Below are 13,716 nucleotides of genomic sequence, written 5' to 3' on the forward strand. Positions count from 1 at the left end.
GACCACGTATGCACATCGGCGTCGACGAGGCCGGCAAGGGACCCGTACTCGGTCCGATGGTCGCTGCAGCAGTGCGTGCTGACCCCGAGACGCTCCCCGACGGCATCGCCGACTCGAAGCGCCTCTCGCCCGCCCGCCGCGAGGAACTCGCCGTGGAACTCCGCGAACGCGACGATATCGCCGTCGGCGTCGCGTTCGTCGAACCGGAGACTATCGACGACCCGGAGACGAACATGAACCTGCTCACGGTCCGGGCACAGGTCGAAGCTGCCGTCGCCGTCGCCGAAGACGCCGACGAACTGCGCTGTGACGCCGGCGACGTGAGTGAGTCTCGGTTCGGGCGGCGCGTCCGTGAGGGAGTCGCCGACGCGGGCATCACAGTCGAGGTTCACGCCCAGCACCGCGCCGACGACGAACACGCAATCGTCGGCGCGGCGAGCATCGTCGCGAAAGTCGAGCGTGACCGGCGGGTCGAAGAGATTGCCGTGGAATACGGCGAGGTGGGCAGTGGCTATCCGAGCGACCCGACGACACGCGACTTCCTTCGGGAGTTCGTCCGCGAACACGGCATCCTTCCGGACTGTGCGCGGAAATCGTGGTCGACCTGTGCGGACCTGCTTGCGGCACACGAACAGGCGTCGCTCGGGGACTTCTGAGCCACCAAAAAACAGCAGAGTCGGAGGTTGGAGGACTATCCGAACGGGGGACGAACGGGGGTCACACCATCTCGTCGAGCGAGACGAACGAGTCTTCCTCCGCGGAAATCCACGTCGTCATGAGTCGCTCCTCGGAGAGACCGGTGGGGAAGATGGTGCACTCGTCCGGCGCGTCGTCGTAGGGGGTGACGATTGCGATATACTCCAGGTCGTCTGGCGGGGATGTCCGTCGCCCCGAAGTCTCCGTCGTCGTCGTCGTCATCGCGTCCGTGTCGTCGTGTCGAAGTGGAGTATCTTCCATGGTTCTGGGGTCACACCGTAATTACCGACGGGCGGCGGTTACTCAGATATCGCTTCAGTTGATGATTTGTACACAGTCTATAATATTCTATTGGAAGTTCTACGTGATTGAGAGAGCGAAAGTCACCAAATCGAAAACTATCGAAGATGCGTCGAATTTGGTGCTGAAGATGCCTCGTTTCGGGGTCCACCGGCGAACCAGCCCTGTATGTTGGACACAATAGCAATCGCTCGATACCATGCTCGATGGTCGGTGGTTTTTGTGCTACTCGGGTGTGGGGCTAGGAGCGACACATTATATAATATAACTGGATGTTTGTGTATAATAGTCTATACACGACATTTTTAGAACTGCGGCTTCGAATGTTGATTTCCTTTCAAACACTGTTTTTAGTGACTTTTCACGTCGTCACGAACGTATAGTTTTTGTACCTCCCAAATTTTTTGATAACTACGTCTACTGTTATATATTGCCTTTTTCAGTCGATTAATCACCTCACAGACCTCAGTTCGACCCGAAAGATATCGATAGACACAACTCGGTTTTTTGCCATCAGTATTGCTACTCTAGAGCAATATTAGTTGTCTTCGTCGCTCGGGAGCGCCTTCAATTCGAGAGTGTACCCGAAGGGGTCCGTGACGTACACTGCGGGTGCGACACCGGTCGCACCGAGCGGTTCGAGTTGTCGGTCGACCTCCACACCTGCCGCATCGAGAGATTCACGTAACTCGTCGATAGTGTGGTCGAACTCGATTGCGAGGTGGTCGAACCCCGTTTCGGCCGGCGGGTCGAAGTTCGCCGCTGGTTGGAGGTGGATGATGCTCACGGGCGTGAGTCGGACCGAGATGAACGGTTTGTCACCCGACTCGAACAGGTCACGGTTCTCGATGTCGAATCCGAGCGCCTCGCTGTAAAACGCGACAGCCGTCTCGATGCCGTCTTCGGGAATGCGGAGGTTGACGTGGTCTATCGCTCTGGCATCCATGGACCACCTATCGACTGCACGGATGGTAAATAATCCGGTCACTGACCCGAACGGCCCCGTCGAGGGCGTCACCGCTGGACACCGCTATGGGGATGTCCGTCCCGAGTAAAAGCGAATCCGTATCGAATGGGGCGTTCAGTGGGTGCCGCTGTGGTATTCGTCGCCCGGTGCTCTGTATCGACTGACAAGTGCCCGCTTGTCAGTCGAGTCTCGCTTTCGTGTAGGCTTTCAGCCCTCCCTGTTCGACGAGTGACTGGAGGAACTGCGGGAGCGCCTCCGCGTCGTACTGCTCGTCTTTCGTGTGGTTGACCACGGTACCCGCGTCGAGGTTCATGTGAATCTCGTCGCCGTCGTCGATGGCGTCTGCGCCCGGACAGATGAGCACCGGGAGGCCGAGGTTGATGGCGTTGCGGAAGAAGATACGCGCGAACGACTGGGCGACGACGCCCGAGACGCCCGCGCCGACGAGTGCGAGCGGTGAGTGCTCCCGCGAAGACCCGCTTCCGAAGTTCTCTCCAGCGACGACGAAGTCACCGGGTTCGACCGATTCGGAGAACTCCGGTCGTAAGTCTTCGAAGGCGTGTGTCGCGAGTTCGTCGGGGTCCGACGAGACGATGAAGCGCGACGGCGTAATCTGGTCGGTGTCGATATTGTCACCGAACACCCACGCTCGCGCCGGGGCGCTCGGGTCTGGCCGGCCAGTGGCGTCACTCGGCGTCGTCATGGCAGCACCTCCGCGAAGACGGTGTCGTCGTAGCGGTTCGTCTGGACCGTCCGTGGGTCCGTAATCTCACCGTAGAGCGCGCTCGCCCCCACCGTCGCGGGACTGGCGAGGTACACTGACGACTCCATCGAGCCTTCGCGGCCCGGGAAGTTCCGGTTCGCCGTGGCGAGACAGACGTCACCGTCGCCGAGGACGCCCTGATGGTAGCCCGCACAGGGGCCACACCCGGCGTTTTGGATGACGGCACCGGCGTCGGTGAGCGTCTGGAAGACGCCCGTGTTCAGCATGTGTCTGTAGACGGATTTCGAGGCGGGCACGACGACCATCCGCACGTTCGGCGCGAGCGTCTCTCCGTCGAGGATGTCCGCGACGATTTTGATGTCCTCGTAGCGGCCGTTCGTGCAGGTTCCGACGAACAGTTGGTCGATTTCTGTCCCCTCGACAGCCGTCACGTCGACGGCGTTTTCGGGGTTCGACGGTTTCGACACCTGCGGTGCCAACTCGGTGGCGTCGTAGGTGTGTACCGCCTCGTAGTCGGCGTCGTCGTCCGAGCGGAAGGCGTCGTTCAGGTCGATGTCGTTGCCGGTCTGGCGTTCGAGGTACGATTCGGTCCGGTCGTCTGGCGCGACGAGGCCCGTCTTCCCGCCCATCTCGATAGCCATGTTCGACAGGACGAGTCGCTCGTGGATGGGCAGCGACTCGATGGTGCTGCCGGCGTACTCCGCGGCCATGTAGGTACAGCCATCGAACCCGACGTCGCCGATGAATCGGAGAATCAGGTCCTTCGCGTAGACGCCGTCCTGGAGGTCACCGTGGGCTTCGAACCGCATCGTCTGCGGGACGCGGAACCAGAGGTCACCGGTGGCCAGCGCCGTCCCGAGGTCTGTCGAACCGACGCCGGTTCCGAACGCGCCGAGGCCGCCGTAGGTCGTCGAGTGAGAGTCCGCACCGATGACGAGGTCACCGGGTCGGACGAACCCCTCTTCGACGAGGACGGCGTGGCAGATGCCGTCGCCGACGTCGAACTGGTTCGCCCCGTGTTTCGCGGCGAACTCGCGGACGGCGTTGTGGTTGTTCGCCGCCTGAACACCGTCTGCGGGGGCGTGGTGGTCGATTGTAAAGATGGTTCGGTCGGGCGCGAACAGGTCGGCGTCCTCGCCCGCCACCTCGTGGAACGTCTGGAACGCGAGTGGCCCGGTGATGTCGTGGGCCATCGCCACGTCGATTTCGGCCTCGACGTAGTCGCCGGCACGGGCGTCGGTTCCGGACTTCTCCGAGAGGAGTTTCTCTGCGAGTGTCTTTCCGGTCATGTTCAATCACTTCGTTTGTCGGAGGCGACGGTTTCGAGCACGCGCTCTACCGTCCCTCCCATGAGGACGTGGCTTGTCGCCCCGAGTCCGAGGCGGTCAGACACGTCGTGGGCGGCGTCTTCGATACGGTCGAAATCGACGCCATGGTCGACGCCCATCCGCGTGAGCATCTGGACGAGGTCTTCTGTCGGCGTGTTTCCGACACCCGACATGCCCTCGGGGAGGACGACGCCCCCGCCGAGACCACAGACCGAGGTGTCGAATCGGTCCACACCGACTGCCATCGCGGCGAGGGTGTTGGCGAGACTCATCCCGTTCGTGTCGTGGAGGTGCAGACCCATATCGAGGTCCGGATGAGCGTCGAACGCCGCGCTGAATCGCTCGGTAATCTCTACGGGGTTCGCGAGTCCCATCGTCGTCGCGAGCGTCACCTCGTCGACACCCGACGCGACGACGCTGTCGACGACCGAGAGCGTCTCCTCGGCGTCTATCGCGCCTTCGTACGGGCAGTAGAAACTCGTCCCCATGCCCGCTTCGACTTCGATGCCGTGGTCGTGGGCGAGTTCGACGATGTCGTCCATCTCGGCGAGGACTTCCTCGCGCGTCCGGTTCTGGTTGTTCTCGGTGTACGTCTCGCTCACCGTGACGAGTGCGTTCACCTTGTCGACGTCCGCCTCGACGGCACGCTCCATGCCGACGATGTTCGGGACGAGCGCTCGGTAGGTGACGTCGTCGTGGCGGGTGATTTGCTGGGCAACGTCGTCGGCGTCTCGGAGTGTCGGGACGGCCTTCGGGTGCGTGAACGACGAAATTTCGATTTCGTCGACGCCCGTCGTCGAGAGTTCGTCGATTATCTCGACTTTCTCCTCGGTCGGGACGAACTCGTCGAGGCGCTGGAACCCATCGCGGGGCAGCATCTCGACGACGTGAACCCGGTCCGGGAGGTTCGTGAGGAGGTTCATATCACGCCCTCCGATTCGAGTTCGGTCATGAATTCCTCGTCGTAGCCGAGTCGCTCACGGTACACTGAGTCGTTGTGTTCACCCAGACCGGGGCCGAGGTACTTCACCTTCCCCGGTGTCTCCGAGAATCTGGGGAACGCGTTCTGGACGACTGCCTCACCGAGGTCAGGGTCGTCGATGGTCAAGAACGCCTCGCGCGCCTGATAGTGCTCGTCGTTGAGGATGTCTTCGACGTTGTACACCGGTGCGAGCGTGGCGTCCGCTTCTTCGAACGCAGTGAGAATCTCTTCGCGCGTGTGCTCGTCCATCCAGCTTTGGATGATGTCGTCGAGTTCGTCGATGTTCTCCATCCGGTCTTCGTTCGTCTCGAACCGGGGGTCGTCGACGAGGTCGGGCCGGCCAATCGCCTCGAAGGTTCGCTCGGCGAGCGGTTGTGCACTCGCCGAGATGGCGACCCAGCGGTCGTCGCCCGTTCGGTACACGTTGCGCGGGGCGGACGACGTCGAGCGGTTACCCGTCCGGCCTTCTATCTCGCCGAGTTGGTCGTAGCGGAGCGGTTGTGGGCCGAGGAGTCCGAAGATGGGTTCGATGAGGCTCGTGTCGATGTACTGGCCGCCGCCGCCGTGGACGTCCCGGTGATAGAGCGCGAACATCACCGCGAACGTCGAGAACAACGCCGCGATGTTGTCTGCGAGTCCCGTCGGTGGTAACAACGGGGGCGAGTCGGGGAAGCCGTTCAGGTAGGCGAACCCGGACATCGCCTCCGCGAGCGTGCCGAATCCGGGGCGCTCCGAGTACGGCCCCGTCTGGCCGAAGCCAGACATCCGGAGCATGACGAGTCCGGGATTCACCTCAGAGAGCGACTCCCAACCGACGCCCCAGCGTTCGAGGGTTCCCGGTCGGAAGTTCTCGATGAGGAGGTCAGCGTCGCTCACCAGGTCCTCGAACACCGCCGCTCCCTCCTCGGTGGAGATGTTCAGGGTTATCGATTGCTTGTTCCGCGAGAGGTACTTGTGCCAGAGGCCGACGCCGTCTTTCTGCGGGCCGAATCGTCGGATGTGGTCGCCGAACTCCGGGTGTTCTATCTTGATGACCGTCGCCCCGAAGTCGGCCATGAAGCGGCCGACCGTCGGGCCCGATATCATCGACCCGGCTTCGAGGACGACGAGTCCGTCGAGTGGTCCGTTCGTGTCGTTTGTCATTTCGTGGGTATCTCGTTCGTGTCTGTGTGTTTCGGTAGGTGGTTCAGTGTCCGTGTTCGGTCGCGTCGATACAGTGGCCGAAGCGTGGTCAGACGGGTCGGTCGACGTGCGTCCCGTATCCCTTCGTGCCGACGATGTCGCCGTCGTCGTAGGCGAGTTGCCCCTTCACGACGGTCTGTGTCGGCCACCCCGTGACGTCTCGCCCCTCGTAGGGCGAGTAGCCACAGACGCTGTGGAGCAGTTCGGGCGTCACCGTCTTCGTCTCGTCTAAGTCGACGACGACGAGGTCCGCGTCGCTGCCGACTCTGACGGTTCCCTTCTTGGGGTAGAGGTTGAACGCCTTCGCGGCGTTCGTGCTCGTGACCTCGACGGCGCGTTCGAGGGAGATGCGACCCTCGTTGACGCCCTCCGAGAGGATGAGCGGGAGCATCACCGGCGTCGAGGGGAATCCGAGGAGACTGTCGCGAATGCCGTCGCCGAACTTGTTCTCGGCGAGGTTGGCACAGTGGTCGGTCCCGATAGTCGAGATGGTCCCGTCTGCGAGGCGCTTCCAGAGCGTCTCCTGGTCGGCTTGCGACCGGACGGGTGGGTTGACTTTCATCCGCTCGTCGCACTCTTCGGTCGTGAGCGTGAGGTAGTGGATACACGTCTCGCCCCACGTCTCGTAACCGGCGTCGTGGAGCGCAGCGAGTTCGTCTGCAGTCTGCCCGGAAGAGATGTGGACCGCGTAGAATCGGTCGTCGTAGCCGTGGACCTTCGCGAGCGACGACCCGGCGACCATGCTCTGGGTCTCGGCGTATCCGGGGAACTCCTCGACCATCACCTCGTACCCTTCGTCTCCCTCGGCGTCGGTGTCGTCGGACTCGGAGGTGACGTAGACGTTGCCGCCGGCGAGCGCGTTCGTTATCTCGACGTTCTCGGAGTGGTATCCGAGCGTCGTCGGCACGTCCTGGTCGGCGAGTTTCTTGACGAAGGCGTCGCCGAAGTCGTCTTTCATGTCGCAGTCGACGCCGAACTTCTCGCGGGCGGCGTACTTGTAGTTCATGTACCACTTGAACGTCGTGATACCGAACTCCTCGATGATGGTCGGAATCTCCTCGACGTGTTCCATCGAGAGCAACCCGAGCGAGAAGAAGTAATCGTGGTAGTAGTTGGGTTCGGCCTCCTCGAAGTACCCCGGCATGATGTCCTCGTAGGCCCCGGCGCGACGGAAGTAGTTCCCGATGGTCGTCACGCCACCGACGAGGTCCGACTTCGACTCGGATTCGGCGTCCGCTTCCAGTCCGCGGTAGATACCGTGGTGGGTGTGCGGGTCGATTGCGCCGGGAAGCACGTACTTCCCACTCGCGTCGATTTCCGTCTCGCCCGAGAGGGTCCCCGGTGCGGCGATGGTCGATATCGCCTCGCCGTCGGCGGCGACGTCTGCCTCGAAAGTTCCATGTTCGGGCGTGACGACGGTGCCGTTCGAGATGACGAGGTCGTGGTTCATAGCGTCTCGACCCACGTCTTCACCTCGTCGGTCTCCAGCACCTCGGCGTACTTCATCCACAGGTCGAGGAGACCAATCTTGTGTGACGCTTCGATACGGTCGAAGATGCACTCCTGTGGCAGGATGACGCTGAATCCGTTTTGCTTCGCGTCGACTGCCGTCGCCCTGACGCATCCGCTCGTCGAGTTGCCGACGATGATGACCGAGTCGTGGTCACCGCGGACGAGTCGCGAGAGCAGGTCGGTCCCGTAGAACGCCGAGGCGTAGGACTTGTCGATGACCGTGTCACCTTCCTCCGGCGCGATGGGGTCGACGATGTCGAGGTCCGGGTGGTCGGGGTCGTCGTAACTCGACGGGACGACGCGAGTGTAGGTCACCGGGAGTCCTTCCTCGCGTGCGAAGTCGAGGAACGGGTCGATGTACTCGATGGCGTCCCAGGCGATGTCGCCCATCGCCGTGCGATACTCCTCGACTGCGTCGAGGATGGGGACGTTCTCGCCGACGATGAGTCGCTGCATGTCGATGACGAGAACCATCGGGTTCTCGCCCATGCCGCGTGACTCCCACGACGACGCGCCCTCCTTGTCGTAACCAGCCTTCGTGATGACCTGTTTATCCTGTTCAGATAGCAGGTCCTCCCAGATACGGTCTGTCATGACTCGCTTCGACTGAGATGCGATGGCATCCAGCATAAAAGTACGGCACAATCCGGGACAATCATGTTACGGTGCGAACACCTCCAGCGTTCGGGCGACCCACTCGCGGTCGACGCCACCGGGGGCGCGGACGATGGGGAGGTCGACGCCCATCTCGCGGAGTTCGTCGAGTCGGCCTCGCGTCTCGTCGGGCGTTCCGACGAGTGCGACCAGGTCGAGAAAGTCCTCCGAGAGTTCACGTGCACCAGCCTCGGTCGTCGGCGCGGCCCGGACCGCATCGACTTCGTCGGCGAATCCGGCCTGTTCTGCGGCGCGGTCGTAATATCCCGGGACGTCGCGCAGGTAGTACGCGACGTGCTCGGCGGCGGCGCGTCTCGCTTCGGCCGGGTCGTCGTGGACTGCGGTGAGGACGTACATCGCCACGTCGATATCGGCGACGTCGCGTCCACTGCGGGTGGCCCCCGTTTCGAGCCACTCCAGTGCCTCCTCGAACTGTGGTCGCGGGTAGAGGTTCGGGAGCCATCCGTCGGCGACCTGTCCGGTGAGTCTGACGTTTGCCGGGCCGAGTGCGCCGTTGTAGATGGGCACCTCGTCGCGGACCGGTTCGAACGCGTCCCAGAAACTGGTTCGTTCGGGGGTGAAAAACTCTCCCTCGAACGAGTCGGCGTCGCCGCGGAGATAGCGTCGAACGAGTTCGACGTACTCGTGCATCCGAGCGAGCGGGCGCTCGAAGGGGACGCCGTGGAACGTCTCGACGACGCCGGGGTGAGCGACACCGAGGCCGAGAATCGCACGCCCGTCTGAGTGCGCATCGAGCGTCGCCGTCGCCGCGGCGAGCGTCGCCGGCGTACGCGAGAACACGTTGACGATACCAGTCGCGAGTCCGATTTCTTCGGTGTGGACGGCCCACCGCTCGAGTTTCCCGAACGCGGTTTTGCCCTGCCCTTCGGCCGCCCACGCGGATTCGTACCCCAGTTCTTCCGCGAGAGAGACGAGCGACGGGTCGTCTCTGAGCGCGAAGAGAACGGCCGTTCTGTCGGTCATTCCTCCTCGCTCGACACGCGTGTCACCCACGACTCTCCTCTCTCGGCCGGTTCGACGGGCACGACGCCATCCACGGCCAGGTCGTTCCAGATGTCGAGTCGCTGGATGAGTCCGTGACTGACCTCGTAGACGTCGACGTATCGGACGTCTTCGAATTCGACCCCGTCGTTGTCGACGCCGTACAGTCGCCCGATGCTCACGACGGTGTCTCCCGCCTCGACCCAGCGGTCGAACTCTTTGGCGGCCCACTCGTATCGCGGCCCGAGGAAGTCGAGGAAGTCGTAGGCTGCAGTCGGCCCCTCGAACGTCGCTCCCGGGAGCGTGATGATTGCGTCCTCGGCGAACAGGTCGCCGACGGTATCTCTCCTGTCGTCTTCCATCCGGTCGAAGAACTCTTCGACGATGACTCGTGGTGAGTCCATGGTTTCAGCGTGTTCCCAAGCACCATAGTTCTCACTCTCGGCGGGGTCCACCGCCCGGTCTGTCCGCTCTATCTCGTTTGTTCACTCGCGTACGCGAGGGGAGCGGACGCTGGCGGTACCTTTACGAGAGAGTCTCACTAGCAGGGTCCATGGACGAGCAAGCCAAGCGCACGCCGAGCGATGGCGTCACAGAGGTCGTCTCGGTCGAAGATATCGACTGGGACGTCGACACCGACGTTCTCGTCGCGGGCGGCGGTGGGACCGGACTGGTCGCCGCACTCGCGGCCAGCGAAGACCCCGAGACTCGCGTGACAGTGTTAGAGAAGGCACCACACTGCGGGGGCAACACGTCGCTGTCGACGGGGATGATTCCGGCGGCGGGGACCCGACTCCAGCGGGAGGCCGGTATCGAAGAGACGCCCGCCGACATGGCACAGGACATCCTGGAGAAAAACGACCACCAGGCAGACGAAGAGCGGGTCGCGTACCTCTGCGAAGAGAGCGCGAACCTCGTCCACTGGTTGGTCGACGACTGGGACGTCACCCTCCACCTCGTCGACGACTTCAAATATCCCAAACACTCGGAGTACCGGATGCACGCACCCGAGGGACGGAACGGTGAGAACCTCGTCGCGGAACTCGTCGAGCGAGTCGAGGAGACACCGAACATCGAACTCCTGACGAACGCACCCGTGACGAAACTCGTCGCCGAAGACGGGGCAGTCCGCGGTGTCGTCGCGGGCCGCACCCACGACGAAGCAATCGAGGCGAAGAAAGTCGTCCTCGCCACCGACGGGTTCGCCGGAAACCGAGAGATGGTCACGGAGTACTGTGAGGAGGATATCGAACGAGCGCTCTACTTCGGGTCCGACGGTAACACCGGCGATGGTGTCCGATTCGGCGCCGAACTCGGCGGTGAACTCGCCTGTATGGACGCCTATCAGGGACACGCCACCGTCGCGAGTCAGACGGGGATGCTCTCGACGTACGCCGTCGTCATGAACGGCGGAATTCTGGTCAACGAGGCGGGCGAGCGCTTCGGCAACGAGTCGTCGGGGTACAGCGAGTTCGCCATCGACGTGTTGAAACAACCCGGTGGACAGGCGGTCCAACTGTTCGACGAGCGCATCTTCCGGAAGTTACAGGGGTCGTTCGACGACTTCGACGAGGCAGTCGAACACGGGACGTACCACAGCGCCGATTCGGTGGACGAACTCGCAACACGCCTCGGGGCCGACGGCGAACGTGCTGCAGAGACTGTCGCCGCGTACAACGAAGCGGCCACGGCGGGCGAACCCGACGAAGTCGGCCGTGTCGATGGGACACACCCGCTCGAAGCGCCCTTCTACGGCACGAAAGTCACCGGGTCACTCTTCCACACGCAGGGTGGCCTCGTCGTCGACGAACACGCACGGGTTCTCAGAACCGACGGAACCGTGGTCACGAACCTCTACGCCGGCGGCGGAACGGCCTGCGGAATCAGCGGCCACGGTGCTGGCGGGTATCTCTCCGGAAACGGACTGACGACTGCGCTCGGATACGGCCGACTCGCCGGAATCCACGCGAGAGAGTCGCTCGAGTAAGCGGACGAACGGCCGAGTTGCGGTGTCTCAATTTTCGACTGTCGCTCTCCCACCGTCGACGAGTAGCGTCTCACCCGTGACGAAACTCGCCGCGTCGCTCGCGAGGAACGTGACGACTGACGCCACCTCCGCTGGGTCACCGACGCGTTCGAGCGCCGAGAGCGACCGAAACCGGTCGAGCGCCGCCGCGTCCTCTTCGAAGGGTTCGGTCATCGGCGTTCGGATGTACCCGGGGGCGACGGCATTGACGCGGACACCGTCGGACCCCCACTCGGCGGCGAGTGTCCGGGTGAGTCCCTCGACACCTGCTTTCGACGCGACGTAGCTCCCTCGGCCTGCCGCACCAACCTGTCCGTAGATGGACGAGACGTTCACGACGGCCCCGCCGTCAGCTTTCAGATGGGGTGCCGCCGCTCGGCAGAGACGAAACGGCCCGGAGAGGTTGACGTCGAGCGAGTCGGCCCAGTCGTCGTCCGACAGGTCGGCCACGGCACCGCGTCTGATGATGCCGGCGACGTTGACCACCACGTCGATTCCACCCGTCTCGACTGCGGTATCCACGAGTCGGTGGACCGCCGCATCGTCGGTGACGTCCACGGAGACTGCCCGAAAGGAACCCGGACCATCAGCACACGTCGATGCTGTCTCACGCTGGTCTGCTGTGTCGCCACCGACGACAGTCGCACCGGCGGCGACGAACGCCTCTGCACACGACTGTCCGATTCCACTCGCCGTTCCCGTGACGACGACAGTTCGGTTTGCGAAGGCGTGCTCGCCCGGTTTGGTCTGTTGAGTCCTCGGAGTGACCATAGAAGGCGTACAGCGGAGCGCGTAATGAACGTATGTTAACTACCGACAGGCTTCGAGCGACGTGATTGGGGCGATTCGAGACGGAGGAGCATCGAGAACGGCGTCTTGACCACATCCAGAACGGGAACGTCTCCCAGACGTGACAGAACGAGTACGATAGTCTTTATTACGAATACACTCTAACCCCGAGAATGATTGCCATGGGTAAGACTCTCAAGTCTTCGACGAGCAACAGGCGACGCTTCCTCAAAGCAACGGGTGCGAGCGTCGCAGCATTGACACTGGCTGGCTGTACGAGCGACGACGCCGGCGGCAACGGCGGCGATTCCGGTGGCTCCGGCGGTGATTCCGGAGGTAACGGCGACTCTGGCGGGAGTCAGGGAACGACGACCGGAACGCCCGAACAGTCTGTCGAGGAGATTATCATCGGTTCGAACCACCCGCTGTCGGGTGGCCTCGCCGCCACGGGCGTCGGGATGAGTAACGCCATCAAACTCGCCGCGATGCGGAAGAACGAGGAAGGTGGCATCGAGTCGCTCGGTGGTGCCGAAGTGAAGGTCATCGAAGGCGACAACCAAGGGAAACAGGAACTCGGTGGGCAAGTGAGCGAAGAACTGCTCAGCGACGGCGCGCACGTGCTCACAGGATGTTACTCCTCGCCGGTGACGACGGCAGCGACACAGGTCGCCGAGCGACAAGGCGTCCCCTTCGTCATCTCCATCGCCGCGGCGGACAACATCCTGCAGGGTCGCGGATTCAACTACATCTACCGACCGCAACCGCCAGCGCGGCGTCTCGCCAGCGACTACGCCGACCTCGTGCCATCGGTCATCCGCGATGCTGGCGGGACCATCGAGACGGCGGGTCTGTTCTACATCAACAACAGCTACGGGCAGGCGATTCGTGACAGTCTCCGGGAGTTCCTCCCGCAACAAAACGTCGAAATCGTCGAAGAGACTGCCATCGAGTTCGGCGCGTCCGACGCGAACACGCAAGTCTCGAAACTCCGGAGTGCCGACCCCGACACCATCATCGCCACGACGTACGTCGCGGGGGGCGTCCTCCTCGCACAGGCGCTTCAGGACCAGGACTACCGTCCACCGTACCTGACCGCGTCCGCGTCGGCGACGTTCACCGACGACAAAGCAGTCAGCGACATCGGCGAGTTCGCCAACGGCGTGATGGACAACAACTACGCGCTGAACCCGACCATCGACAAGACGGCCGAAGTTCGCTCGCAGTTCCTCGACAACTACGACCAGGAGTTCTCCGCCTCCGTCGGGATGGCGTACACGGCCGGCGAAGTCATCATTCAAGCGGTCGAAGAGGCCGGCAGCGACGACCCGGACGACATCAACGAGGCGCTGAAGAGCCTCCAGTACGACGACCACATCTCTGCGATGGGAACCATCGAGTTCAACGACGAGGGCGAGAACCTCAACGCACTCGGACCGGTCAACCAGGTTCAGGACCTCTCTGTCAAAGTCGTCTACCCAGAAGAGTACGCGGAGGCATCCCCACAGGTCTAATCGCACCTACACGTCAACGAACCGCCTCGAAAAATGAATACCT

Annotated in this window: 14 protein-coding genes; 3 read left to right on the top strand and 11 right to left on the bottom strand. The window is 62.8% G+C overall.

The genetic code is table 11. The annotated features are described in order from the left end of the window. Positions 1-8: 8 nt before the first annotated feature. Positions 9-656 carry a ribonuclease HII gene (gene rnhB, locus ACK3R5_RS13275; RefSeq protein ID WP_411967293.1) on the top strand — a complete coding sequence of 216 codons (648 nt, stop codon included), beginning with the start codon at positions 9-11 and terminating at the stop codon, positions 654-656. 61 nt (positions 657-717) lie between these two features. On the opposite strand, the gene ACK3R5_RS13280 is transcribed toward rnhB, so the two are convergent. The 10 genes from ACK3R5_RS13280 to ACK3R5_RS13325 form a co-directional block, all read right to left on the bottom strand. Beyond that, on the bottom strand, positions 718-957 hold the full coding sequence (locus ACK3R5_RS13280; protein ID WP_411964557.1) for a hypothetical protein: 240 nt from the start codon (positions 955-957) through the stop codon (positions 718-720). A 577-nt stretch (positions 958-1,534) separates the two neighbouring features. Next, positions 1,535-1,942 (bottom strand): VOC family protein, encoded by a 408-nt coding sequence (locus ACK3R5_RS13285; protein ID WP_411967295.1) that lies wholly within the window; start codon positions 1,940-1,942, stop codon positions 1,535-1,537. A gap of 199 nt (positions 1,943-2,141) precedes the next feature. Further along, positions 2,142-2,666 carry a 3-isopropylmalate dehydratase small subunit gene (locus ACK3R5_RS13290; RefSeq protein WP_411967296.1) on the bottom strand — a complete coding sequence of 175 codons (525 nt, stop codon included), beginning with the start codon at positions 2,664-2,666 and terminating at the stop codon, positions 2,142-2,144. Beyond that, positions 2,663-3,976, bottom strand: coding sequence for a 3-isopropylmalate dehydratase large subunit (locus ACK3R5_RS13295; RefSeq protein ID WP_411964559.1), 1,314 nt, complete (start codon positions 3,974-3,976; stop codon positions 2,663-2,665). The genes ACK3R5_RS13290 and ACK3R5_RS13295 overlap by 4 nt, the downstream gene beginning before the upstream one ends. 2 nt (positions 3,977-3,978) lie before the next feature. Next, positions 3,979-4,938, bottom strand: a complete 960-nt coding sequence (locus ACK3R5_RS13300; RefSeq protein ID WP_411967297.1) for a hydroxymethylglutaryl-CoA lyase — start codon at positions 4,936-4,938, stop codon at positions 3,979-3,981. Then, entirely contained in the window at positions 4,935-6,140 is a 1,206-nt protein-coding gene (locus ACK3R5_RS13305; RefSeq protein ID WP_411964561.1) for a CaiB/BaiF CoA transferase family protein, read from the bottom strand. The genes ACK3R5_RS13300 and ACK3R5_RS13305 overlap by 4 nt, the downstream gene beginning before the upstream one ends. Positions 6,141-6,228: 88 nt before the next feature. After that, entirely contained in the window at positions 6,229-7,629 is a 1,401-nt protein-coding gene (locus tag ACK3R5_RS13310; RefSeq protein ID WP_411967298.1) for a dihydroorotase, read from the bottom strand. After that, the gene (locus tag ACK3R5_RS13315) at positions 7,626-8,285 is read right to left on the bottom strand and encodes an isochorismatase family protein (protein WP_411964563.1); all 660 of its coding nucleotides are present in this window, start codon (positions 8,283-8,285) and stop codon (positions 7,626-7,628) included. The genes ACK3R5_RS13310 and ACK3R5_RS13315 overlap by 4 nt, the downstream gene beginning before the upstream one ends. A gap of 66 nt (positions 8,286-8,351) precedes the next feature. After that, positions 8,352-9,329: an LLM class flavin-dependent oxidoreductase gene (locus tag ACK3R5_RS13320; RefSeq protein ID WP_411964564.1), complete on the bottom strand. Its 978-nt coding sequence runs from the start codon at positions 9,327-9,329 to the stop codon at positions 8,352-8,354. Then, on the bottom strand, positions 9,326-9,751 hold the full coding sequence (locus ACK3R5_RS13325; protein ID WP_411967299.1) for a nuclear transport factor 2 family protein: 426 nt from the start codon (positions 9,749-9,751) through the stop codon (positions 9,326-9,328). Before ACK3R5_RS13325 ends, ACK3R5_RS13320 begins: the two co-directional genes overlap by 4 nt. Before the next feature lie 149 nt (positions 9,752-9,900). On the opposite strand from ACK3R5_RS13325, the gene ACK3R5_RS13330 reads away from it, so the two are divergent. Then, positions 9,901-11,334: an FAD-dependent oxidoreductase gene (locus ACK3R5_RS13330; RefSeq protein ID WP_411967301.1), complete on the top strand. Its 1,434-nt coding sequence runs from the start codon at positions 9,901-9,903 to the stop codon at positions 11,332-11,334. Between the two features lie 27 nt (positions 11,335-11,361). Here the strand turns inward: ACK3R5_RS13330 and ACK3R5_RS13335 are convergent, their stop codons facing one another. Beyond that, complete coding sequence (locus ACK3R5_RS13335) at positions 11,362-12,144, bottom strand: SDR family NAD(P)-dependent oxidoreductase (RefSeq protein WP_411967303.1); 783 nt, start codon at positions 12,142-12,144, stop codon at positions 11,362-11,364. 200 nt (positions 12,145-12,344) lie between these two features. On the opposite strand from ACK3R5_RS13335, the gene ACK3R5_RS13340 reads away from it, so the two are divergent. After that, a complete protein-coding gene (locus ACK3R5_RS13340) occupies positions 12,345-13,673 on the top strand; it encodes an ABC transporter substrate-binding protein (protein ID WP_411964568.1) in 1,329 nt (442 codons plus the stop codon). Positions 13,674-13,716 lie beyond the last annotated feature (43 nt).

It is taken from the genome of Haloferax sp. YSSS75 (assembly GCF_046764215.1).
GTDB lineage: Archaea > Halobacteriota > Halobacteria > Halobacteriales > Haloferacaceae > Haloferax.